This is a genomic window from Providencia sp. PROV040 (assembly GCF_032706145.1).
Lineage (GTDB): Bacteria > Pseudomonadota > Gammaproteobacteria > Enterobacterales > Enterobacteriaceae > Providencia > Providencia hangzhouensis.
The window spans coordinates 569,511-592,302 of record NZ_CP120530.1 but is presented as its reverse complement, the minus strand read 5'-3'; the positions used below and the strand labels follow the sequence as shown (position 1 = coordinate 592,302).

Annotated in this window: 21 protein-coding genes; 5 read left to right on the top strand and 16 right to left on the bottom strand. The window is 41.2% G+C overall.

What is annotated here, in order from left to right; translation table 11 throughout:
* Positions 1-6: 6 nt before the first annotated feature.
* Positions 7-786 (top strand): DNA-binding transcriptional repressor DeoR, encoded by a 780-nt coding sequence (deoR, locus tag P3L40_RS02565; protein WP_004260957.1) that lies wholly within the window; start codon positions 7-9, stop codon positions 784-786.
* A 42-nt stretch (positions 787-828) separates the two neighbouring features.
* Here deoR and rnz read toward each other — a convergent pair whose 3' ends face one another.
* Positions 829-1,743: a ribonuclease Z gene (gene rnz / locus P3L40_RS02560; protein ID WP_210852964.1), complete on the bottom strand. Its 915-nt coding sequence runs from the start codon at positions 1,741-1,743 to the stop codon at positions 829-831.
* A gap of 234 nt (positions 1,744-1,977) precedes the next feature.
* On the opposite strand from rnz, the gene P3L40_RS02555 reads away from it, so the two are divergent.
* The gene (locus P3L40_RS02555; RefSeq protein WP_136134406.1) at positions 1,978-4,146 is read left to right on the top strand and encodes an inverse autotransporter beta domain-containing protein; all 2,169 of its coding nucleotides are present in this window, start codon (positions 1,978-1,980) and stop codon (positions 4,144-4,146) included.
* Between the two features lie 88 nt (positions 4,147-4,234).
* Here P3L40_RS02555 and rtcR read toward each other — a convergent pair whose 3' ends face one another.
* Positions 4,235-5,818, bottom strand: coding sequence for an RNA repair transcriptional activator RtcR (rtcR, locus tag P3L40_RS02550; protein WP_136134405.1), 1,584 nt, complete (start codon positions 5,816-5,818; stop codon positions 4,235-4,237).
* 485 nt (positions 5,819-6,303) lie between these two features.
* On the opposite strand from rtcR, the gene P3L40_RS02545 reads away from it, so the two are divergent.
* Positions 6,304-7,422 (top strand): slipin family protein, encoded by a 1,119-nt coding sequence (locus tag P3L40_RS02545; protein ID WP_136134404.1) that lies wholly within the window; start codon positions 6,304-6,306, stop codon positions 7,420-7,422.
* A gap of 2 nt (positions 7,423-7,424) precedes the next feature.
* Complete coding sequence (locus P3L40_RS02540) at positions 7,425-8,651, top strand: RtcB family protein (RefSeq protein ID WP_136134403.1); 1,227 nt, start codon at positions 7,425-7,427, stop codon at positions 8,649-8,651.
* Positions 8,652-8,707: 56 nt separating this feature from the next.
* Here P3L40_RS02540 and P3L40_RS02535 read toward each other — a convergent pair whose 3' ends face one another.
* The 8 genes from P3L40_RS02535 to P3L40_RS02500 form a co-directional block, all read right to left on the bottom strand.
* Complete coding sequence (locus tag P3L40_RS02535; protein WP_136134402.1) at positions 8,708-9,538, bottom strand: hypothetical protein; 831 nt, start codon at positions 9,536-9,538, stop codon at positions 8,708-8,710.
* Between the two features lie 312 nt (positions 9,539-9,850).
* Positions 9,851-10,144 (bottom strand): type II toxin-antitoxin system RelE/ParE family toxin, encoded by a 294-nt coding sequence (locus P3L40_RS02530; protein WP_136134401.1) that lies wholly within the window; start codon positions 10,142-10,144, stop codon positions 9,851-9,853.
* Positions 10,145-10,146: 2 nt separating this feature from the next.
* On the bottom strand, positions 10,147-10,416 hold the full coding sequence (locus P3L40_RS02525; protein WP_110592491.1) for a type II toxin-antitoxin system Phd/YefM family antitoxin: 270 nt from the start codon (positions 10,414-10,416) through the stop codon (positions 10,147-10,149).
* Positions 10,417-10,597: 181 nt separating this feature from the next.
* Positions 10,598-11,053 (bottom strand): DoxX family protein, encoded by a 456-nt coding sequence (locus P3L40_RS02520; RefSeq protein ID WP_004260983.1) that lies wholly within the window; start codon positions 11,051-11,053, stop codon positions 10,598-10,600.
* 173 nt (positions 11,054-11,226) lie between these two features.
* Complete coding sequence (locus P3L40_RS02515; protein WP_136134400.1) at positions 11,227-11,793, bottom strand: molecular chaperone TorD family protein; 567 nt, start codon at positions 11,791-11,793, stop codon at positions 11,227-11,229.
* Positions 11,794-11,831: 38 nt separating this feature from the next.
* Complete coding sequence (locus P3L40_RS02510; RefSeq protein ID WP_136134399.1) at positions 11,832-12,731, bottom strand: dimethyl sulfoxide reductase anchor subunit family protein; 900 nt, start codon at positions 12,729-12,731, stop codon at positions 11,832-11,834.
* Positions 12,728-13,366, bottom strand: a complete 639-nt coding sequence (locus P3L40_RS02505; RefSeq protein WP_004261008.1) for a DMSO/selenate family reductase complex B subunit — start codon at positions 13,364-13,366, stop codon at positions 12,728-12,730. The genes P3L40_RS02510 and P3L40_RS02505 overlap by 4 nt, the downstream gene beginning before the upstream one ends.
* Positions 13,363-15,780: a DMSO/selenate family reductase complex A subunit gene (locus P3L40_RS02500; RefSeq protein ID WP_210852961.1), complete on the bottom strand. Its 2,418-nt coding sequence runs from the start codon at positions 15,778-15,780 to the stop codon at positions 13,363-13,365. The genes P3L40_RS02505 and P3L40_RS02500 overlap by 4 nt, the downstream gene beginning before the upstream one ends.
* Before the next feature lie 192 nt (positions 15,781-15,972).
* Between P3L40_RS02500 and P3L40_RS02495 the strand changes: the two genes are divergently transcribed.
* Positions 15,973-16,746, top strand: a complete 774-nt coding sequence (locus P3L40_RS02495; RefSeq protein WP_136134398.1) for an AraC family transcriptional regulator — start codon at positions 15,973-15,975, stop codon at positions 16,744-16,746.
* A 24-nt stretch (positions 16,747-16,770) separates the two neighbouring features.
* Here P3L40_RS02495 and P3L40_RS02490 read toward each other — a convergent pair whose 3' ends face one another.
* From P3L40_RS02490 to P3L40_RS02465, 6 genes are read right to left on the bottom strand one after another with little or no spacing between them, the layout of a single operon-like run.
* A complete protein-coding gene (locus P3L40_RS02490) occupies positions 16,771-17,925 on the bottom strand; it encodes an adhesin (protein ID WP_272515395.1) in 1,155 nt (384 codons plus the stop codon).
* Positions 17,926-17,941: 16 nt separating this feature from the next.
* Positions 17,942-18,475, bottom strand: a complete 534-nt coding sequence (locus P3L40_RS02485; protein WP_172766784.1) for a fimbrial protein — start codon at positions 18,473-18,475, stop codon at positions 17,942-17,944.
* Positions 18,475-18,990 carry a fimbrial protein gene (locus P3L40_RS02480; RefSeq protein ID WP_210852957.1) on the bottom strand — a complete coding sequence of 172 codons (516 nt, stop codon included), beginning with the start codon at positions 18,988-18,990 and terminating at the stop codon, positions 18,475-18,477. Before P3L40_RS02480 ends, P3L40_RS02485 begins: the two co-directional genes overlap by 1 nt.
* Complete coding sequence (locus P3L40_RS02475) at positions 18,983-19,378, bottom strand: fimbrial protein (protein ID WP_136134395.1); 396 nt, start codon at positions 19,376-19,378, stop codon at positions 18,983-18,985. The genes P3L40_RS02480 and P3L40_RS02475 overlap by 8 nt, the downstream gene beginning before the upstream one ends.
* A gap of 50 nt (positions 19,379-19,428) precedes the next feature.
* On the bottom strand, positions 19,429-20,166 hold the full coding sequence (locus tag P3L40_RS02470) for a molecular chaperone (protein ID WP_036958337.1): 738 nt from the start codon (positions 20,164-20,166) through the stop codon (positions 19,429-19,431).
* A gap of 14 nt (positions 20,167-20,180) precedes the next feature.
* Positions 20,181-22,733, bottom strand: coding sequence for a fimbria/pilus outer membrane usher protein (locus P3L40_RS02465; protein WP_136134394.1), 2,553 nt, complete (start codon positions 22,731-22,733; stop codon positions 20,181-20,183).
* Positions 22,734-22,792: the final 59 nt, after the last annotated feature.

Genomic DNA, 22,792 nt, shown 5'->3' with positions numbered 1-22,792 from the left:
TGTAGGGTGATAGAAACTAAACAAAAAGAACGCCTTCGCCGTTTAAGTGAATGTTTAAAACGTTCAGGACGCATTCATTTAAAAGAAGCCGCTAGAATACTCGAAGTTTCAGAGATGACTATCCGACGAGATCTCAGCGCAGACACAGAAGGCCCCATTCCTATGTCACTCCTTGGCGGCTATATTGTTTCTGTTACCCAACCAGCCAACTTAGCAACCCAAGAGCCGCAAGCCGATGTTTTTACCCCAGACCAGACCGAAGAACTATATATCCCTAATCTTGCCGCGAGTATGGTGACAGAAGATGATGTGATCTTCTTTGATAATGGCATTGAAATGGCCACCTTGATTTCACTCATCCCCGAAGAGATTAATTTCACTGGCATTTGTTACTCACATAATGTTTTTCTCGCCCTTAGCCAAAAGAAAAATGCCACCGCGCTTTTATGTGGCGGGGAGTATCGCCCTAAAAGTGATTCTTTTTACAACCCATCACTCCCTTCATTACTTGATTCAATCAACCCTAAAAAAGCCTTTATTTCAGCGGCTGGCGTGCACGGAAATTTTGGTGTAACTTGCTATAATCTCGATGATTTACCCATGAAGAAAAAAGCGATGGAAAAATCTATCCGTAAGATTTTATTAGCTCCCTATAACCTGTTTGATGAAGTCGCTACCGCAAATATGGGGGAATTATCACAATTTGATGTGATAGTCACAAATAGGCAGCTTTCTGATGAATATGAAACATATTGCCGTAATGGCTTTGTGAAAGTGATTTATTAAAATCGCCAATAGGTTTAGCGGACAATATCTTGCCCGCTAACATTAAATCTTCACGGTTAAATAGTCTTCTGCGATTTCTGTTGCAGGGAACACCGATTGGCACTCTGCAAGCAATCTTGGTATATCCTCGCTCACGTAGCGACCACTAATATGGGTAGCGATAAAACGCTTAACCCCTGCCGCGCGTGCTAGCTCAGCCGCTTGTACCGTAGTCGAGTGGCCGCGCTCATTGGCTTTTTGAGCAAATTCAGCCTCTAAGGTGGTTTCATGGATCATCACATCGGCATTTCTCGCAAGCTCCAGTGCTTGTTCTGTCGGTTGAGTATCACCAAAAATCGCAACGACTTTACCGGGAACAGGCTCACCAAGGTAATCAGCCCCATTCACGACTCGCCCATCATCAAGAACAATGGTTTCACCCGCTTTGAGTGCTTGCATCCAAGGGCCGCGAGGAATATTGTCATTGGCTAATTTGACTGCGTCTAATGCACCACTTTTTGGATGTCCTTCAATACGATAGCCGTAGCACTCAACACGGTGGTCAAGAGCATAAGCCGTCACAATTAACTCCCCATCATCAAATAACTGCCCAGCTTCAATTTCAACGATTTCCAACGGGTATGTCATATAAGACACACTCACGGCTAATACCGTTTCAATATAGTGTTTTAACCCTTTTGGACCATAAACAGTCAGTAGGTCTGTTGCCCCACCCATTGAGCGGCTACATAACAAACCGGGGAGACCAAAAATATGGTCGCCATGTAAATGGGTAATAAATATTTTCTCAATTTTTGGCGTTTTAAATGGGCTATTTAAAATGCGATGTTGTGTCCCTTCTCCACAATCAAATAACCAGTAGCTTTTACGGATACCGACTAAATTTAATATCATACTGGTGACATTGCGCTCTTTTGTCGGCACCCCAGCACTGGTTCCTAAAAATGTTAACTCCATAACTTCCTCATCTAATTTGTTGTTTTTATTATGGTAAGATTTTTTCCAATAAAAAAATCATTTATTTTAATCTGTATAGTATTCCGTATTTTTTGATTATCAACCAAAGCCAGTTATTCCAAATATTTCCAATATACAAATCGTATTTCCATATTCATCCGATCAATTCACAAGCACTGATCATTGTCTGCCCTGAAAATAGCGATATTAATATTTATATCAGGAATATGTTCGATGAATCCCCCTTCGTCAAAATTGAAACCTAAACTACCGAACAGTTTGCTCCTCTCTACGGCAATTTGGTCTACGGCTATTTTGCCAATGGTGCCAAGTTATGCCCAAATCGTCCATTTAGACGATTTACCTACACTCGGTGGTCAGGCCATTCAATTTGAAGGAACCCAACCTGAAGATAGTACTGAACGTTTTTTAGCGAAATATGGACAAAATGCCGCAAACTTTGCTTCTGAAGAAAAAAACACCAAAAATCTGGCAGATATGGCACAAGATTACGCTCGCCATAAAGCCGCAAATATGGCGACGGATGAAATAACACATTGGTTATCCAAAGCCGGTAATACCAGGCTAAATATTAATCTCGATAAAAAATTGTCAATTAAGACATCTCAATTAGATTGGTTAGTACCTTGGTATGAACAACAAGATTTGTTGTTATTTTCTCAGCACAGTATTCACCGCACTGATGGCCGGCTACAGACCAATAACGGTATTGGTTTACGTCATTTCCAACAAAATAGCATGATAGGGGTAAATGCTTTCTTTGATCATGATTTATCCCATTACCATTCGCGCTTAGGGTTTGGTGTGGAATATGCTCAAGATTACGTTCGAATGAGTGCGAATAGCTATTTGGGACTATCGACTTGGCGCAGTGCATCCGAATTAGCCGATGATTATAACGCACGCCCCGCCAACGGCTGGGATATTCAACTTGAAGGTTGGCTACCCACGTATGCGAATTTAGGTGCAAACCTAAAACTGGAACAATATTACGGAGATGACGTCGCTTTATTTGGCAAAAATGAGCGCCAGAAAGACCCAATGGCGGCTACCGTCGGCGTCAATTGGTCTCCATTTCCCCTGCTCGCAATAAATGCAGAACATAAAATAGGCAATAGTGGAACAAATGAGACAAATGCAAAAGTGGCGTTTAATTGGTTGCTAGGAAGGAGCTTAGCGCAACATCTTGATACTTCGGCGGTAGCGGCCACTCGCCATATTTCCACCAATCGCTATGATTTTATTAACCGTAATAACAATATTGTGTTGGAATACCAAAAGAAAAGCTTAATTTCATTATCATTACCGAAAGTTATTCAGGGTATGACAGGAGAAGAACTTTCTATTATCCGCAATTTAACCACGAAATACCCGCTAGAAAAAATAGTGATAGAAGCCCCTGAATTGATAGCCGCTGGGGGGGAAATACACCTTAATGGCAGAGAAAGTTCAGTAAAACTACCGTCTTATAAAATTGCCAATCATTCATTTAAAAACTCACAACTCAATCTTTATCGCTTAACCGTGACGGCTTATGACATTAACGGAAATGTTTCCCCACAAGCAGAAACGTTAATTGAAGTTACCAACACAGGCGCTCTCACTATCACCCATAAGAATACCGCAAAAAGAAATAATGCTGTCGCTGATGGTAAAAATACAAATATATTCACTGTAGTAATTAAAGATACTCTTGGCCACCCAGTACCCAATGCGAAAGTCAATTTCACATTGCCTGCAAATCTTAATTCTATTAATCAAAAAAATACGGGATATTATTCATTACTTAATCATTTTATGTGGAAGGCTCAGGCAGAAAAATCAGTTTCTGAACAATCCCATAGCATCATCGCTAACAGTAAAGGTGAAGCTTCCATTCAATTTACTAGTTTGGTATCAGGAAGTTATGCAATAAAAGCAAATATTGAGCATGGTACAGAAATTAATGAAATATATAACTTTAAATCCGATATTAGCCAGTCATTTATTGGTAGCGTCGATATCATTCAAAACAATGCAGTGGCAGATGGGATCAGTAAAAACAAAATTAAACTGCATATTGTGAATAATAGCCGACAAAGCATCGCAGGAGCACACGTTCACTTTGAAGCAGCAAATGCCATTATCTCACCAATTAAATTGACTGATGAATATGGAAATACAGAATTAGAAATCAGCAGCTTAGTCGAAGGTTCTATAAATATCATTGCCACCCTGAATGGCGATAGTCGAACAATACAAGTTAACTTTCTAAGGGATGGATCTGCGATAAATATTCAGCCGAGTATTGGGACTCTTTTTAAATCTACAGTAAATGAGAAAAATAGTCCTACACGCACACCGTTAAGTTTGCTAAGGGAGCTATTTCAAAATATGGGATAACACTGCTAACAATAAAATAGACTTAATTTAACTGCCCTTTCAGCGTCACAATTTGCCCCTTAATAGGGGCTTTCTACTATAAATTTTTTCAACCGTTCCCCTTCAACCCATCCCAATCCAACCCAAATTTAGCGAGATACTTTCGCAGCCTATCTGCATCATTGGGCTGTTTTTTATGTTGCCGCGAAACGGCAAACAGCTCACGCCCCGCTTCGGAAAGGGTAGATGAACGGCGACAAACTTCCAGCACTGTTGCCAGCTGTTGCTGGTCGAATAAATCAATTTCACCAATTTGCTTTGGTAATGTATTGGTTGATTTTGACTGCCATTGGGCTTGCAAACGGCCAATTTCTTCTTCGGCCACCGCTTTAGTAATACGCCCGCGTTCGGCAAACGTTGCCATCCGGCTAATGGATGCACCCAACTCACGAAAATTGCCACGCCACAGGGCCTGAGAGGAACAGGCAAACTTCACATACACATTGCGAGCTTCGCTATCAAAACGAATTTGGCTTTGTTGCTCTTGGCAAAATTTGGCTAATTCATAATCAATATTCGGTTCGATGTCTTCACGGCGGTCACGCAAGCCCGGTAACGCAAACGTCCACATATTGATACGGGCAAATAGGTCTTCACGAAATTTGCCCTCCTCCACTTGCTGCGCCAAATTACGGTGAGTCCCTGCAATTAATTGAAAATCACTGTGAATTTCTTCATCTGAACCATAAGGGAAAAAGCTTTTTTCTTCGATGGCTTTCAATAGCATTGCTTGTTCATCTAGCCCAAGCTCCGCAATTTCATCGAGAAATAAAATACCGCCATCCGCTTCTTTCAGTAATCCACGCCTTGGGTTGATTGCCCCTGTGAATGCCCCTTTTACATGACCAAACAGCGTTGACATAGCGTTATCACCACGCAAGGTAGCGCAGTTTACTTCCACAAAGCGCCCTTTAACTTGGTGGCGACTTTCACGTAGTTGATAAATTCGCCGAGCTAAGAAAGACTTCCCCGCCCCCGTTGGCCCATTGAGTAAAATCGGGGCTTTAGAACGCAGTGCGACACGTTCGATTTGCTCAATCATGGTATTAAATGCCGCGTTGCGGGTGGCAATACCCGATTTTAAAAACGAAACCTGCTGTTGCTGCTCTGTTTGGAAACGGCTGGTGATATGGGTATAACGGCTTAAATCAAGGTCAATCACGGTATGAATGCCGATAGGGTCTTTTTCTCGCCCTTTTTGGCTCGGTGAAGTTTGAATTAATTTGGCTGGTAAATAATGAGCTTCCGTTAATAAAAACCAACAGATTTGCACCACATGGGTACCCGTAGTGATATGTACAAGATACTCTTCATTATCAGTATCAAATTGATAATGCGAAGAAAAATCCAGTAATGAGGTATAAACCTCTTCAAAATCCCACGGGTCAGCAATATCCACCTCATGCAGTACCACTTCCGTATTGGGAGAAGCTTGTTCAATATCCTCTTTCACCCGGTGCGCCATGCCATAGTCATTCACCTGATGCAGTAATTCAAAACGACCAATATCCAAATCAGGCTGTTGGCAAAGACCAACGGTTGGCCGCCATTTTGTCCAGCGATTGGCTTTTTTGCCTCTTCTATCGAGTACTGTGCCCAATACACCAATCACAATCTTACGTTTCTTGCTCATAATATTTATATAAATTTATAAGTTACGATATAAAAAGATAATAAATAGCATAATCCATTTACCACGCCAATGTTACCCACTTTTCTCTTAATATTATTTTTTACTTATTTTTCAATGCAGTAAAATTATTTATTTCATTTTAAAAAAAGTTGGCACGCTTCTGGCAATACTATATTCATCCACTGCCGGAAATTGTATGAACTGCAAGTTCAACCGGTGCAGACATGGTGACTTAGCCACTACATGGTCTGTATGCCGCCGTCAGGAAGATACCTTGGTAATAGCCTAGCTATCAGGTTCGACTCCTGAAAAAAATACAAATCCAACTGTATAAAACTAAGCAGAAGTTAAGCTTAAAACCGCCACTCGAGAGCTTTGCCGAGTGATGAGCAGAAATTTAGACAGCCAATTTTGGCACTCTACTTTTCCCCTCACCACTTCGCTTTTTTCTTCAGTGCCGGATAAATATTGAAAAAGGAAAAATAATGAAAAAAATAAATATCGCTCAAGGACAAATCGCACTAACCTCAAAAAATGGGGATTTTAAACAATTACTGACTGCGGGTGAGCACCATTTAAACGATTGGTTCAATCGATTGACTGTGTCATTGTTCACACTTGATAACGAACCTATTGATGAAAAACTGGCAGACCACTTACGCCAATTTCACCCTGATTGGGTTGATGACCACTGTATTGACATCGCTTTGACTGATGACGAGATTGGTTTTATTTACTTGCACAATAGTTTGACAGAAATATTGCCACCAGCGACCCGTCGGTTGTATTGGAAAAATGGCAATAATTTAAAAGTGGAGCCGCAGTCGCTAGAAAATAGCGTTATTGACTCTGCATTCGTTGCACGTCTGATGGGTAAAAAACGCATTAAAGGCAATGAGTTGGCCTTGATTAGCCAAGTACCTGCATGGCATGTCGGTATGTTAAAAATTGATGGTGAGATACAAGATTTATTACAACCGGGAACTTACGGTTATTGGAAAATCAACCACAAACCGGAAGTTGAGATAATAGACACCCGTTTACAATCATTAGAAATTAGCGGACAAGAGATTTTAACCAAAGACAAAGTCACATTACGCATCAACCTGTGCGCCAACTGGCGCTATCACGATATTTTACTGGCGTTCTCAAAATTGAGTCAGCCTGTAGAGCATTTATATCGTGAATTGCAGTTTTCAATACGAGAAATCGTGGGGACTCGAACCTTAGATGAATTGTTAGAAAACAAGCAATTAATTGATGAACTGATGCTAACTCAAGTCGCGCAATGTGTGGCTGAATTTGGCCTAGAAATTGACAGTATCGGTGTAAAAGACATCATTTTACCGGGGGATATGCGCACTATTTTATCTCAAGTCGTCGAAGCCGAAAAATCGGCACAAGCTAACGTGATCCGCCGCCGCGAAGAAACTGCCGCGACTCGCTCACTGTTAAATACCGCAAAAGTGATGGAAAACAACCCAGTTGCATTGCGTTTAAAAGAACTTGAGACCTTAGAAAGTATCGCACATCGAATCGACCAAATTTCCGTTTACGGTGGATTAGATCAAGTATTAAACGGATTGGTAAAAATTAAGGAATAACAATGAATAACAATAACTTTAATCAATTAATTCAAGAAAATGGCGTACCTGTAAAAATGTGGACCAACGGCGTGCCTGTGGATCCTAAAGCGGTAACCCAGTTACAAAATACGGCCAAAATGCCATTCATTTTTAAACACCTTGCCGTTATGCCTGATGTACATGTCGGGAAAGGTTCAACCATTGGAAGTGTGATCCCAACCAAAGGGGCCATTATTCCTGCGGCGGTTGGTGTGGATATTGGTTGTGGGATGATTGCGGTAAAAACGTCCTTAACGGCATCAGATTTGCCGGATAGCTTACAAAACATCCGTTTTGCTATTGAGTCGGCGGTTCCGCACGGTCGAACTACACATCGACATGGACGTGATAAAGGGGCTTGGCATCGTACACCAGATATTGTCGATACCCACTGGGCACACTTGGATGAAGAGTTCAAACGTATCTGTGATAAGTACCCAAAACTGCGTGGAACCAATCATTACAACCACTTAGGAACATTGGGAACGGGAAACCACTTTATTGAACTGTGTTTGGATGAACAAGACCGCGTGTGGGTAATGCTACATAGCGGGTCACGTGGTGTAGGAAACGCGATTGGTAATCTGTTTATCACATTAGCGCAAAAAGATATGCAACAGCATATCGCCAATTTGCCGGATAGAGACCTCGCGTATTTCGAAGAAGGAAGCGTGCATTTTAATGACTATATGGAAGCGGTAGGTTGGGCGCAGGACTTTGCTCGCCATAACCGTGAAGTGATGATGCACCGCGTTCTGGAAGCACTATCACGCGAAATTCCAAAACCGTTTATCACAGAGCAAGAAGCCGTAAATTGCCATCATAACTATGTGCAAAAAGAACAGCACTTTGGTGAAGAGGTACTGGTAACCCGAAAAGGTGCCGTGTCGGCTCGAAAGGGCCAAATGGGGATCATTCCAGGGTCTATGGGAGCCAAAAGTTTTATCGTGCGCGGTTTAGGTGACGAAGAAAGTTTTTGCTCCTGTAGCCACGGCGCAGGCCGTGTAATGAGCCGAACAGAAGCCAAAAAACGTTTCTCAGTCAGCGACCAAAAAATGGCGACCGCCCATGTTGAGTGCCGAAAAGACAGTGATGTGATTGACGAAATACCGATGGCGTACAAAGACATCGACGCAGTAATGGCTGCGCAATCATCACTGGTTGAAATTGTTCATACCCTACGCCAAGTGGTGTGTGTGAAAGGGTAAGCTCAAGTATTAGAATATAGGCTATATCTTACATGATAAGGCCTATATCTTATAAGTTAACCAGTGGAATGAGAAATAGCTTTATCAAATTGTTCTTTGTAAGATTTTTGAGTTCTTTTTACAAACGCCAAATAATCAATATGTTCTATTTTATCTATTTGCTTATTCACTAGGCGATTAATATCATCAAAGTTTTGGACATTAAATTTTTTATGCTCACTACCAATAGCTATGCTATTAATTGCGCCACAAATGATGTTAAGCAATTTCATTTTTTCATTAGTAAAAAGAATACTATCTTTTTTAAAGTCTTGAATTGATTGGGGACAGATAGTAAATGAAGTTGAATTTACCCACTCATTTTGAGTATTCTGAAAAGGATTTAACCATTGACCATGAGCGACTTTATTTCGATTTCTAATGACAGGTGCTAAATGCCCACTAATCCATGTTTTTATCCGCTCATATATCGTAAAAAGGATAATTCCTAAGCTATCTTCATTAGCATCTTCTTCAAACTGAATATTTGCATTCTTTTTAACCGCTATTGCAAGAGCAGTTAACCATCTTTGTTCCAAACTATTTTGGTTGTATATAACGCTACGTTCATGTTCTGTAAAGACACTTTCTTCATAAATAAGCACATGCAATCTAGCTTCACACCATACGGATAATAACATTGAATACAAACGAGTGAATGTTAAAACATCGTCTTGTATATTCTGATACGCTGAAGACGCTATGGCTTTTCTTAACTGCCCTTCTACATGACGCAATCCATTGCCAACCTGCTCGAAGTTTTGTCGGTGATATTCCCTTATTTTACCTATATACGAGGATGGGTCACAGACATAAAGGGAGTCTACCCTGCGTCTTATTTCAGTCAATGTTCCCTCCCCTATAGACTATATAAAATCCTGATGCCAAAACAGTTTTAATATATTAAACAGTTTTGGCATCCAGGATTCGAACCATGGACCTCCTAAAAAATAGGCGTGCAACCTTACACCAATGCCCCATAGTGATATTAAATCTATGTTTCAAATTTTCAATACGAGAACTTGATCACTGCAAAGCGCTTCGCAAATATATTGAGTAAACTAATTTTTTCAAGAAAAAGACCATCAGAACATTTTTGATGGTCTTTTTCTTTAATAATATTAAATAATTAACAATAAAGCTTATTGCCACCTAGATTTTTATAAATGAGAGTTTGGATCCTGTGTATGATGTAATACCGCCAGCACTTCAATGCCTTCAAGCACTTTTCGATAATAAATAATATGGCTTTCAACAGGGAAGCTAAAGACGCCCAAATACAAATCTTCACTACGATCACGACCAAGGGATGGCTGTCGGGCAAGTATGTCTGTCATTGTTACTCGTAATGAGTTGGCATAAGCTTCGGCAACATTAACTCCCCAACGACGCATAGAATAAAGCTTGATTGAGCGGATATGCTCTCTTGCTTTATGAGTAAACCTAACGCTCATCCTTAAGCCTTATTTTCAAGTTCGTCCATGGTTAGCGGGGCAAATACATCATCAATGCTATGAAATTCACCGCGTTCTGCTTGTGCAATAGACTCCGCCAAAACCGTTTTTAGGCTCTGTAATTTTAATTGCATAAGCTGGTCATATTCGTCCGGAGAGATAACAACAGCAACACGTTTACCGTGCTTGCTTATTTCAACAGGTGCACGTTGAACTTTCATCAATAAATCACCAAATTGATTTTTAGCAACTTGTGCTGAGATAGTTTCCATACATCACCTACAATATAAAGTAGCTTGAATATCCATTATAGCTAAAATGGCTTAAACTACCAATATTTCAAAAATATCGTTCATCTTGAAACGACCATTTTTTAGACAAAAAAATAGACCATCAGAACATTTTTGATGGTCTTTTTTCAAAGGCAATGTCAAACACGAAAGAAAAACGGATTTATCGCCAGTTCGGGTTTTTGATAATGGAATATTTACCCGCACCTAAAAATGCCAATGCGATACCACTCAAGAAGAAATACACAATACTTTCAATCGCCCATGCACCTGTTTTATCAAGCACGAATGTTTTATCTAGCCCAATCATCAGCCATGCAATCACCATAGTGAAGGCAACTAATAATGCAGATGGGCGAGTTAAAATCCCTAAAATAATGAAAATAGGCGCAACAACTTCACCTAAAATTGTTCCATAAGCGATAAATTCAGGTAAGCCATAAGAAGCTAGCAGCGCTTTAATACCACTCGCCCCTGTCATTAATTTACTCATACCATGAAATAACATGAGCCCACCGACGGAAAGACGCAATAACAACCTGCCAGCATCTTCATGGGACAACAAACGATTTAATAAATTGACCACTTTATACCCCCTATGGATATCCAAAAACATCATTAAGTAGTATGACTTAAAAATGCATTATGGCTTAGAAAGGTAAAGTAAGAATCATTTTAATTTGCATTTCTTATAACTAAATCAATTTTCATTTAATTAAATTTTGTTAACTTTTCACCCATTCAAATATTACGTTTAATTAACCATTAAAAGGTCAAATATACTGAACAATATTATATACATGACCTTACAGTAACCAGCGCTAATTCCGTTAATGCGTTATAAAACGGGCTACATGTTGTTCGATTTAATTGCTGAGAAAACTGGGGTAACCAACTCCCCAAATGGCCATTTAGCAATTCTTTTAATGCTGCCTCCCTGACTTGTGAAGCCAAAACTGCCGCTTGAAATAACATTAAACCAACATGGTCAGAAGGCTCTGGATAACGCGTCTGAATTTTTAAACGCTCTCGTTGTAAAAACTCGCTCAGCGCCAGTGTCGAAGAGCCCTGTAATACGCCTTCAGGGTCGAGGTATACCGAGCCCCATGGCGGAGCAGGTAATGCTTCAGGCCCAATAAATAAATTTGTCCACTGAGTATGCAGCGTCGCTATTTCGATGCTTAGCGATGCCGAGATGCGTTCGCTAAGCTGAGTACTGATTTTACAAGGCCACTGAGATGCAAAGTCATTTAGCTTGAAGAAACTTATCGCATAATGGCTTGCATCATCATTTGGAGAAAATAAATAGCAAGTGCCTAAGATATTAAACGCTGCTGCATAGTGTGAAAAATGGATCATAAAAAAGGTAATTTCCTAAGCGATAAACTGTTATTTATTTACAGATGAATAGTATAGAAACAGTAACGCAGCATAAATTCAGCAATTATGGCAGCCGCAAAACCCACCACTAAATACCCTTTGCTGCTCGAAGTCATAACCCCACTCGCGGTTTGTCGCATATGACGAAATAATCCATATCCCAATAAAATCACCGCCAGTATTCCAACTACCCAGCTAGTGATACGCAGCGACCAAATCCTTTGGTAAGCATGAATAGAGTCGATAGGAAATGTAATCGATTCATTATGATAACTCGTGCTAACTAAGTAATTTTCATAGATCGGCTGATAAACTAAACGGATTAATAAGCTAATGCCAATAACCGCCCATAGCACCCATAACCCACACGTTGAGACTTGAGCCGCTGGCGATCCTGCATGAAAACGCAATAACAAATTGATTAATAAATAATACCCAGCAGCTCCCGCAGTTAACATCGTGCCGTAGAACATCAAATAAGTATTATCATTCATCCACGTTAACATTGATGTATAACGATAAATTGAAGCCATGGCATACACATCACATAACCCAGCAATGATAGCCAAACCAAGCAGCAGAAATGACAATTCCTTTTTGAACCATAGCCACAAAAAAGTCAGCCCAAGAAAAGCAAAATAGGTCGCAGTGAAAACCACTTCACGGCTTAGCCACGATGAAAAGATATTCAACAAAGAATTAGGCGCATTCAAAGGAACCCCTAAGTGGGTGATTGAAGACAATAAACCTACCCCCGCAAATACACAGGCAACAAACACGTATTGCTGCAAAAATTGTGTATTCGTTTTATGAGGTAAAGCCGCTGATAATTTTTTTGCGAAAAGCGCTAACATCACACTCAACCCGATGGATGTTTGCATTAAAAATGTGAATAATAACAATGGCCACTCATTCATTTGGCTTCTCCTTGTGAGTTTTGAGTGCGGCCAGCCCCAAGATGTGGGTGGATCACTAAATTGGGATGCGTAATCGATGAGTCCGGTAACCCACGGACATCCGCCAGCTCGCCATAACGTTGTCTGAGTTCATCTATTGGGCCGAACTGAATGGCCCCTAATGGGCACGTGGCGACGCAGACGGGTTGCTCCCCTTTTAGTTGCAGGTCGATGCAAAAATCACATTTCGACATTTGCTTGGTTTCAGGGTTCATTTGTGGTGCGCCATATGGGCAAGACCAAGCGCAAGTTCCACAACCTACGCATTTGTCTGTATTGACCATCACGATGCCATCCCCTTCACGCTTGTGCATCGCCGTTGTCGGGCAGTTTTTCACACACATTGGGTCGGCGCAGTGGTTACATGAGATGGATAACGTATAAGCAAAGACGTTATTCACCAGTCCTCCCGTACCATTTTCAATAAACTCACCACCCGCGACTTCATATACGCGACGATATTTGCGCCCGACATCGAGATTATTTTTATCTTTGCACGCCACTTGGCAAGCTTTACAACCTGAGCAACGTGCAGAATCAATATAAAAACCAAGCTGTTTGCTGCTTACAGCGGGATAAACGTGAAATTTACTCATGCTTTGCTTACCTCCACCAATAAGGTTTGATGGGCATTTCCATGTGCCATCGCCGTGCTACGGGCCGATGTTAAAACGTTAGCGCAACCGCCTTGGTCAACGCCATTTTCGTCAGGTTGCCACCATGCTCCTGCTTGTAAAGCCACCACTCCGGGCATAATCCGCTGGGTGATTTTGACGGGCACCATGGTGATACCGCGGTCGTTATTCACTTTGACGCGCTCTCCATCCGTAATATTTCGTTTTTTGGCATCAATGGGGTTGATCCACAACTCTTGGCGCTGTACCTCTTGTAGCCACGGGTTAGCAAATTGCGTTGAATTGGCACGGTTACGGCCTTTCCAAGTAATCAACTGCAATGGATATCGGGAAACAAGTTCATCTTCAGGCCCTTCAATGGCAGGCACATAATGGGATAACGCAGGGATATCCACATCATTACGTTCATAAAGACGCTGAGAGAAAATCTCAATTTTTCCTGATGGCGTTTCAAACGGGTTATTATCGATATCGTTAATATTTTTCTCAAAAGCGACATGCCCAACATGGGGTTTGTGCTTTAACAAATGACGGCGTTTAACCAGCAGCTCATCAAAAGTTGGAATGCCATCTTCTGGGCGTTTCTGATGGGCATCATTGACTAAATGCTCGATCCACTGTTTTTCTGTACGACCTTCACTGAATTTCTCGCCAACGCCGAGTTTTTCAGCGACCTCTCGCAACCACTCATAGTCACTACGCCGCTCAAATTCAGGCTCAACGACTTTTTCCGATAAAATAATATAGTTGCCAGTTCCCCATGTTCCCCCCACATTCCAGCGCTCTAAAAAGCTGGTTTCAGGCAATAAAATATCGGCATACTTGGCGCTGGGTGTCATGTATAAGTCACTGTAAACGATAAACTCAACTTTACTTTCATCTTCCAGAACTTTAGCAGCATGCAAAATATCGGGGTTCTGGTTAGTCATATAGTTACCCGCTAACGAAAAAATCATTTTGATTTCCGTATCGAGTTTTTCCGCGTTTTTTAAACCGTTATCTGGCGTAACTAATGCTTTATCTTCACAAGCTTGCACCCAATTGGTGATATTGATTTTCGCTTTAACTGGGTTTTCAAATAGGCTCGGGCCCGCTAACGTTTTACGTAAATCAGGGGTCACAGCCATGCCATAGCCCGCAGCCCAGCCCCCTTTTACGCCTACATTTCCGGTAATTGTGGCTAACAGAGTGGCCCCTCTGGCGGAACGTTCACCACAGATGTGACGTTGAGGCCCCCAACCTTGCATTAAGGCCGCCGGTTTTGTATTGGCATATTCGCGAGCCAGTTGACGAATGGTATCAGCGGGGACTTTGGTGATAGGTTCTGCCCATTCAGGAGTTTTCACCACACCATCTTTTTTCCCCATTAAATATGCCACTAATGACTCATTTTCAGGGATGCCGTCGGGCATCTGGTGCTCATCAAAACCAATAGTGAATTTGTCGATAAAAGATTGATCATGCAGGCCTTCGCTGATGATCACATACATCATGGCATCCATCATCGCATTATCTGTTGTCGGCAAAATGGGGATCCACTGATCCGCTAATGACGATGCGGTATCCGAGTAACGTGGGTCAACAACAATAAATTTGGCGCCATTTTTTTTCATTTTTTGGAAATAATGATTCGTATGACCAAAAATGGTTTCGTTCGGGTTATGTCCCCACAGGATCACCAATGGCGTATTTTCTAATGTATCTAGCGTGCTACCACTTGCTGACGTGCCATAGGTATAAGGCGTAACCGCCATGGTATTGCCATTGCTCACTGAGTGGTAATTTTCTAAAAAACCACCCGTGATATTAAACAGCCGACGCAACATATTGGCACCGGAGAAAATTCCCCCTGTTACCCCAGTGCTGAGGCTAACAAAGCGCGATGCAGGGCCATATTGGGCGTTGATACGCTGCATGTTGTCAGCAATCAAGGTTGTCGCTTCTTCCCAGCTAATTCGCTCAAAGCGCCCTTCTCCACGTTTGCCCACTCTTTTCATTGGGTATTTCAGGCGATTTGGGTGATAGACGAACTTCCGGTAACTGCGGCCACGCACGCAAGCACGCATGATGGGCATCTCTTCGTCTAAATCGGCATCTGGACGGGTGCTAATTCGTGTCACCACACCTTCTTTAACGTGTGCTCGAATATCACATTTGCCACCACAGTCAAAACTACTGCAGGTGGAGACCACTCGCTCACCTTCATTTTGCAGCGTTGTGGTTGGGATGATATTCGGGTTTTCTGCTGTCGATGCAACAGTATTTGTCGCAATAAATGGGACAGCCATGAGCGCAGAGCTGCCTTGAATAAACCGACGACGGGTTAGGGGTTCAATCAGACTCTCACTACCCGCCTGATCATAATAATTTTCCATGATAACTCTACCTCTGGCATACATTAGGTTGCCGCGATAGGGTAAACATTTCCCTGTTTATCAACTTTCGAAAACCTGCCAAACACATTGGAATTTCAGCCAACCACGGAAAACATGTGGTTATATCAATAAAAATTGCCTATATTCAGAAAATAGATAATAACTTTTGAATCTCAGCCAAGAAAAATTCCTATGCGAAATATTCCTCTGAAAACTGTCGATGCAACTCCGCGTGATGTTTTAGCTATCGGAACAGACTATTTACCAAACGTGCTGCTTGATTCTCACGTTCACCGCCGTGCCCAGTTTCTATATGGTGCGACAGGCTTGATTGAAGTGAGTACCGCAGATGGCGAGTGGGTCATACCGCCTGATAGTGGTGTTTGGATCCCCTGTAATACGCCCCATGAAACGCGCATGTTGAATGTCAGTACGCGTAGCTTATACATTGAGCCCAAAGCCGCTCCACGTAGGGGAAACAAATGCGAAGTACTCAGGGTTTCCCCCTTACTTCGTCAGCTATTGCTTGAAGCAGTTGATACCCCAATTGAATATGATTTAAATGGCCGTGATGGTGTGATGTACCAATTGATTTTGCATGAAATTGCGCAGGCAGAACCCCTACCTTTCTATGCCCCAATCCCACGGGATGAACATTTAGCCCAATTGTGCCGAGAATTCCTAAAAGCGCCACAAATCACCTCATTACCACAGGAGTGGGCGGCAAAACTACATAAAAGTGAGCGCTCATTTAGCCGTTTTTTTGGTGCTCAAACGGGGTTATCTTTCTCTGACTGGCGGCAGCAAGCTTGCTTATTAAGTGCGATTACCCATATTTCTGCAGGTAAATCCATTACTGAGGTCGCATTTGATTTAGGCTACAGCAGCGTTGGGTCTTTTTCGACCATGTTTAAAAAATGGTTAGGGCAAAGTCCATCCAGTTTTATTCAGAGAATTAGTGGATAACACCTAACCATTCAAAAATTCAATTTAGTCAAATGTGGCAATTAACCATGCAGACCCTTGATAACTTCCTGCGTCTGCATTATTTCCTTGAATACGACTACGAATATAAATAGTGCGATTTGAATGAATTCCCACACGAATATCTGTACCTGTCGCACCGATTTGTTCATCCACAATGTCTAACTTACTGTAAATCGTTCTATTTGAAGCATCTTTCATTGGCAAGCGCTTTTGTGGGTCGCCATCTGTCACATAGTCTAACCGTAACCTTACCTTCGTTAAGGCAGCAAATTTGCACGTGTATCTGATACTTTCCGTCACCAAGCTATCGTAATGAATACTACTTAATTGACCGTGTCGCAAATTAACGGTGCTAGCCTGCCCAGAGCTCGTTTGCGTGGAGCACATTGCTTTCACATTTAACTGAGAAGCGGCAAGACGCATTGGCACTGTTGAGTCAGATAAAGGCCAGCTATCAAAGGGTGGCACTGCTTTAGGCTCAGTAAAAGCGCGAACATAGCCCGCTAAATCCATTGCAGGAATAACCAGTTTTCCATCAATAATTTGCTCATTAATAAAAAATGTAATAGTAACTGGAAATTGACTGGTAAACTCTTGGGCAGCCCTAACAAGCCCCACATAAGCATATGAGCACATTCCTGCATCAATATTTATCCAATTCATTATCGGGGTTTCCACCGTCATCACTAAATTGTTATTGATCCGGTAGGCTGTTTTTCCATCAATCGTGACTCCCGCAGAAGCTACATACATAAACAAACGATGAAATGCCTGTGATGAATGAATTCTTGTATTGCTGCTCCCCCATCGTCTCCCAACACAATCAACCAAGCCAGACACACTCACTTGAGCACTATTACCATCAATAACAATAGGGTTTCCTACACGATAATAATTTTTGCCATCAGAACCAACTCGTGCAACGGGTTCAATAACACTATTACTATCGATCCGAATTGAATAACCTGAATTGGAATTTTGTATTCGAGATGCATAATCTGCATGAGCATTCATTCCATACAAACTAAGAATGGCCACCAGAAAATACATTGATAAGCTAGATGGTTGTTTAAAAAACTCTCCCTTAAAAAATAAGGGAAATGGTATTTTCACCATAGAGCTAGAAACCGCCTGAAACAGGATTTGAAAATTAGACATAACCGATATTACCGCCTTAATAGTAAGTGACCGAAATCATGGCAATAGCACTAAATTTTCCAGCACGGAGTTGGCTCGCTGGTAGGGTATTGACGAGCTCAGCTTGTAAAATAATTCGCTGTAAAGTGGCATCTATTTGTTCTGGAAATATTTGTTGAATTTGATTAACTTCAAGTGGATGAGCCACACCACCAGTTATATTATTGATATTAATGCCAAGGCCATCAGTACTAGTGGATAAAATACTTTTTCCTTGATAAACCATAGTGTTACTATTTTTGGGGTTAATCATAATACCGAGTGATTTATTCCAATTACAGCCAGTTAAATACAATGGAAATATATGGGATTGGGAAATATCATCAGAGTTATGCGGTATATTAATCACCCCAAAATTGATTTTTAACGGTGTACTGTTATCTTCGCTACGCAGGTGGCAGGCTGGGTCGACTAACGTCGCGCTCACATCGATTAAAACATCCGACTTAGACATAAATGGGAGGAATAAAAAACACAAAACAAATTTAGATAACCAATTGATTGTATTCATTACTCATACTCCAATGAAAAAGTCGCTGAGCTTGAGAAAACCCCTTTTTTTGCTTCATTCAACGGATTTTTACGCACAAATACACCAAATTCCAATTGTTGACTCCCATCCGTAACCGTAACAGGTGTTACCTCAATCGATTTATCCCAAGTAACAAATGCGCCTTGCTTATCAACTACACCAAGCAGTACACCACTACTTCCATCCGTTCCAAGGTAATTCCCTCCCTCTACAGTGTCTTGTTTTGGGCTTTTCCAGGTAATCTTAATCATCTTATTAAGGTCGGCTTGGCTGCATTTTTCAATCGTGATAAAAAATGGTGTTATATCACTAGGAATATTGTCATTAATCGACTTCAAACGTATATTTTCAATTTTTACCCGCTTATTGATGGAATCAGCCGCTAACTGACAGGTTTTGTTGACTAAAATGCCACTAAATTCCACATCTAGGCTTTCCTTACTCCAACCAAAAATAGGAACCACAAGGCTTAAAAGTAAAATTGCCTTACTCATAAACCACCTCCAACCGTAATAAATTCGATTTATGCATTGAAACAGGTGGGTGAATAAAATTATTACCGTTTAATAAATTCATTTTCTCTATGGCCGTAACATTTCCATTCTGCACATCATAGAAGCGTATTTGTGCGGGCGTTGTTTGTGTTTTATCCGCAGAAAATGCACCCCCTGCGCCACATTGAGTCAACATCACCGCTGAGGTTGATATTTTTAAGTGGCAAGGCGAATTGAATAATCGAGCGCTCACTTCTAACCATCCACTATTTAAATCTTCATAATGTGATTCATTCACCGCAGTATGATTTAAAAGTCCGTTCGCTGAAGCCATCACTCCTATCATGCCACTGATGAAAAATAGACCAATAAGCATATGCTTTATCAATGCATTACTCCTTCTATTATTGATGCTAGGCGTATATCCCCCTCAGCTAACTAATATTCATCCACCACTGTGCAAACGTCTTGTTGGCAATGAAAAGCCAAAGTCGGTTTTCCGCCATAATCGTTGATATAGGTTAAATGAGGTCTTGTTAGTGGCTGGGAAATAAACTCTTGAGTCGATTTAGGCGGCACCATCACCACTTCAAATTGGCTTTGTTCCGACTGTTTTTGGTTATTACCCAAGCCAATAACCGTCAAATTGAAAGGAGTTGAATTATTGAGCTGATACCCTTTATTCGTTTTCATTAATGTGACCTTATGTGCCCAGTTTGTTTCTGACTTGGCTAAAATGGACGGAGGTCGATAAAAAAGCTTCACTCGCGATTGCAAAGCAATTTGTAAGGTATTCGCATCATGAGATTTAGGCGGGACTTCTCGCAAATTAAAATAAAATACGGATTCCCTATCTTGCGGTAACTGACTAAATAAAGGCGTCAGACTCAAGCGAACTAAGCTTTGGCTATTCGGCTCTACGCGTTGTAGTGGCGGCGTAGCCAATAACGCTCCTTTTGTTAGCTTCTTACCTTGTTGGTCTTCAATCCAGCTTTGTGCGAGATACGCCTCTTCTGGGTTATCATTAGTTATCTTGATATTAATCGATTTCACATCCCCAGGAAAAATAATCCGAGTTCGATCCAGGGTCACTGCTGCGTAGGTATTAAATGATAATATAGGTATGACAAGCAGTACTCTCACAATCCATTGATAACAAATATCTAACTTCCACATAATTAGCCTCACAATCATTTACTTGATGATGAATAAACTGAACGGACCGCTTTGGCTGAAGAGCATGGCAGCAACAACAAATCCGTAAGCTCATTTAATTTTTCAGGTAGAGATAACTCGCACTGTGGCTGGTTATTCCAATACAACGACAACTTTTCTTGAGGTGATACCCCCACTAGCCACGTCACACCGCCTTCACCCACTAGCCCTACTTCTTGGTTATTTTTATTACGTACACTGGCGCCAAAAGGTGGGTGCTTTCCATCTGACAAAGCAAAAACAACAAATAATTTATGCCCCTTCATCACCGATAAGCTGCGATAGCCTATGGCACCTTTGGTTAACGTAATATCTGTCGAGGGATCGAGGCTTTCGATATCATCGGGTAACTGGCTGGTATTAATTGAAGCTGTTGATTTTCGATAACTATTCACATTGGGAATAACAGCCAACCCAAATGCATTGGTTTTAATCACCCCATTATCGAGAGGAATACCGCTCACGTCGGGGGTTTCAACCATAAGTCGTGTATCACCGTGCGCTGATCGGTGCAATGCCGCCCCTTTCGAGGTTAATGTAAGCCCGCCATTGATTGACCCGCCAATGCTGTGGTATTGATCAGGCACATAGCTCGCATTTATAGATGTACTTGCTTGAGAGATATCTCGTGAATAAAAGCCACTCAAACTCACTTGATTATCAATATGTTGGCCGTGGTTATAACCAACATTGATATTGTAATTATCTTGTTCCCCATAACCACTATAGCCAACCTGATGATTAAATTGATTATTACCCGCTGACCGTGAGTAGAGTTCAGAAAATGTGATGCTATGACCGCGGAATAATGGTACTGTGAGATAGAGATTAATTGCATCTTCTTCATTGCCATTGTCTCGTTCAGTACGAGTTGCTGATAATGATAAATTTGCGGCATTCTGGGACAGAAGAGGAAAATTTAAAGGCGCATTAATGTATAAACCGTATTGCGTTTGTGAGTCGTGCTGCCAATAAGTACTATATTGATAATTAAGAGAAATATTAAAATCATCAAAATATTTATTTAAATATAATTGATAATTTTCTTTTGCTGCCTGAGTACCATAACCTATTCTCTCTTCATCCATAAATTGCGTTAGTGTTCGGTATTCTTTGTCGGCAAAACGGTAGCCTGCAAAGGTAATATCTGTGCGTAGCTCATCGAAAGATTTTGCGTAATTAACGCGATAAGAGCGGCCTTGGCGTCTTTTATCTGAAAAATCGGCAAAAGATTGTGTGATATCAAAAGAAACCGCGCCTATTGAAAAAAGATCCCGTCCGATCCCTAATGCTGCACTTTGGTAATAACCATTAAGTTGAGTTCCTCCATATAATGACCATGCATTTGAAACACCATATGATAATTCACCACTTACAACAGGCTCACCTGTCAAATGCCGATTGTCATAACGCGTCTTTCCCATTGCGACTTTATAAATAACGCGTCCGGGACGTGTTAAATAAGGTAACGAAGCTGTACTAAGACTAAACTTGCTCTCCTCCCCATTTTCTTCACGCACAGTCACATCTAATACACCACGGATCCCACTATCAAGTGTTTGAATACGAAATGGTCCAGGAGGCACTGCCGTTTCAGAAATAATGCGTTCTTGGCTGCGAACAATTACAATCGCATTAGTATTTGCAACACCAATAATTTCAGGTGCATACCCCACTAATTTAGGCGGTAGCATGCGGTCATCACTTTCTAAAGAAAAACCAGTATATTGCCAAGATTCAAAGATATCCGAATAAAAATAATTTTCTCCCAACGTAAAGATTGAGGCACTATCTTTCAATGAAGTAAATGCATAAAGACGAGTAAAATCAAAGTCATGTTTTTCTTGAGGATAATCACCCCGTTGCTTCTGATAAGATGTACTGTAATCACCACGTAGGCGCCAAGCCCCCCAATTTACCCCAGTGATTCCATTACTTGATAAATAGATTTGCCGATTACTATTCGTTTCTTTGGTTGCAGAAATATTCGCATTGTAATCAATAAATGCGCCACCTATTCCTTCTTCCCATAAATTAGCAGGAACCCAGTAAGGGTCGCGATATTCCATCCATATTTGCGGAATAGTCATTTTCAGCGATAAGGTGCTGAGCTCTATGGCTGTTTGAACGCCTGATAGCGCAGAAAAATCGAGGCATTTTCCACTATGAGAAAGTGTCACTTTCTCCATCGCAGAACGCTTTAACCCAATTAACTCAAGGATATCAGGAGGAATACAAATAGTTTGTGTCGCTTGGGCTGATTCACCTGCAATTGGCTTATTTTCATAAACGGAGATATTACGGGGTGCCCCTAAACGTTGCCCATTAACAAAGAGAGTAAAAACATAATCCCCCGGTAGCGTATACCCTGCTACCGAAAACTGGCTCATATCAATATTTTGCATATCATCTGCATCTAAAACATCTGTATTAAATTCAGTTGCAAATGCTTTCCATCCTATAAAACTCGGTAACAGAAAAGCAATGAGCCAAGCTAGCTTCAATTTTTCGTTAGTTTTGAACACCATGCTCTATACCATCCTAGCTATACCAGATTAAATGCAATAAGAGTTCATCTTCAAAATGA

Excerpts from the sequence above, each read along its gene's own strand:
- P3L40_RS02505 (WP_004261008.1), bottom strand. The coding sequence starts at position 13,366 with ATGAGTAAATTTCACGTTTATCCCGCTGTAAGCAGCAAACAGCTTGGT.
- P3L40_RS02530 (WP_136134401.1), bottom strand. The coding sequence starts at position 10,144 with ATGAGCGTTAGGTTTACTCATAAAGCAAGAGAGCATATCCGCTCAATC.
- P3L40_RS02465 (WP_136134394.1), bottom strand. The coding sequence starts at position 22,733 with ATGGTGTTCAAAACTAACGAAAAATTGAAGCTAGCTTGGCTCATTGCT.
- P3L40_RS02555 (WP_136134406.1), top strand. The coding sequence starts at position 1,978 with ATGAATCCCCCTTCGTCAAAATTGAAACCTAAACTACCGAACAGTTTG.
- P3L40_RS02510 (WP_136134399.1), bottom strand. The coding sequence starts at position 12,731 with ATGAATGAGTGGCCATTGTTATTATTCACATTTTTAATGCAAACATCC.
- P3L40_RS02515 (WP_136134400.1), bottom strand. The coding sequence starts at position 11,793 with ATGATCCATTTTTCACACTATGCAGCAGCGTTTAATATCTTAGGCACT.
- P3L40_RS02470 (WP_036958337.1), bottom strand. The coding sequence starts at position 20,166 with ATGTGGAAGTTAGATATTTGTTATCAATGGATTGTGAGAGTACTGCTT.
- P3L40_RS02545 (WP_136134404.1), top strand. The coding sequence starts at position 6,304 with ATGAAAAAAATAAATATCGCTCAAGGACAAATCGCACTAACCTCAAAA.
- P3L40_RS02500 (WP_210852961.1), bottom strand. The coding sequence starts at position 15,780 with ATGGAAAATTATTATGATCAGGCGGGTAGTGAGAGTCTGATTGAACCC.
- rnz (WP_210852964.1), bottom strand. The coding sequence starts at position 1,743 with ATGGAGTTAACATTTTTAGGAACCAGTGCTGGGGTGCCGACAAAAGAG.
- rtcR (WP_136134405.1), bottom strand. The coding sequence starts at position 5,818 with ATGAGCAAGAAACGTAAGATTGTGATTGGTGTATTGGGCACAGTACTC.
- P3L40_RS02495 (WP_136134398.1), top strand. The coding sequence starts at position 15,973 with ATGCGAAATATTCCTCTGAAAACTGTCGATGCAACTCCGCGTGATGTT.
- P3L40_RS02520 (WP_004260983.1), bottom strand. The coding sequence starts at position 11,053 with ATGATGTTTTTGGATATCCATAGGGGGTATAAAGTGGTCAATTTATTA.
- P3L40_RS02490 (WP_272515395.1), bottom strand. The coding sequence starts at position 17,925 with ATGTCTAATTTTCAAATCCTGTTTCAGGCGGTTTCTAGCTCTATGGTG.
- P3L40_RS02480 (WP_210852957.1), bottom strand. The coding sequence starts at position 18,990 with ATGAGTAAGGCAATTTTACTTTTAAGCCTTGTGGTTCCTATTTTTGGT.
- P3L40_RS02485 (WP_172766784.1), bottom strand. The coding sequence starts at position 18,475 with ATGAATACAATCAATTGGTTATCTAAATTTGTTTTGTGTTTTTTATTC.
- P3L40_RS02525 (WP_110592491.1), bottom strand. The coding sequence starts at position 10,416 with ATGGAAACTATCTCAGCACAAGTTGCTAAAAATCAATTTGGTGATTTA.
- P3L40_RS02540 (WP_136134403.1), top strand. The coding sequence starts at position 7,425 with ATGAATAACAATAACTTTAATCAATTAATTCAAGAAAATGGCGTACCT.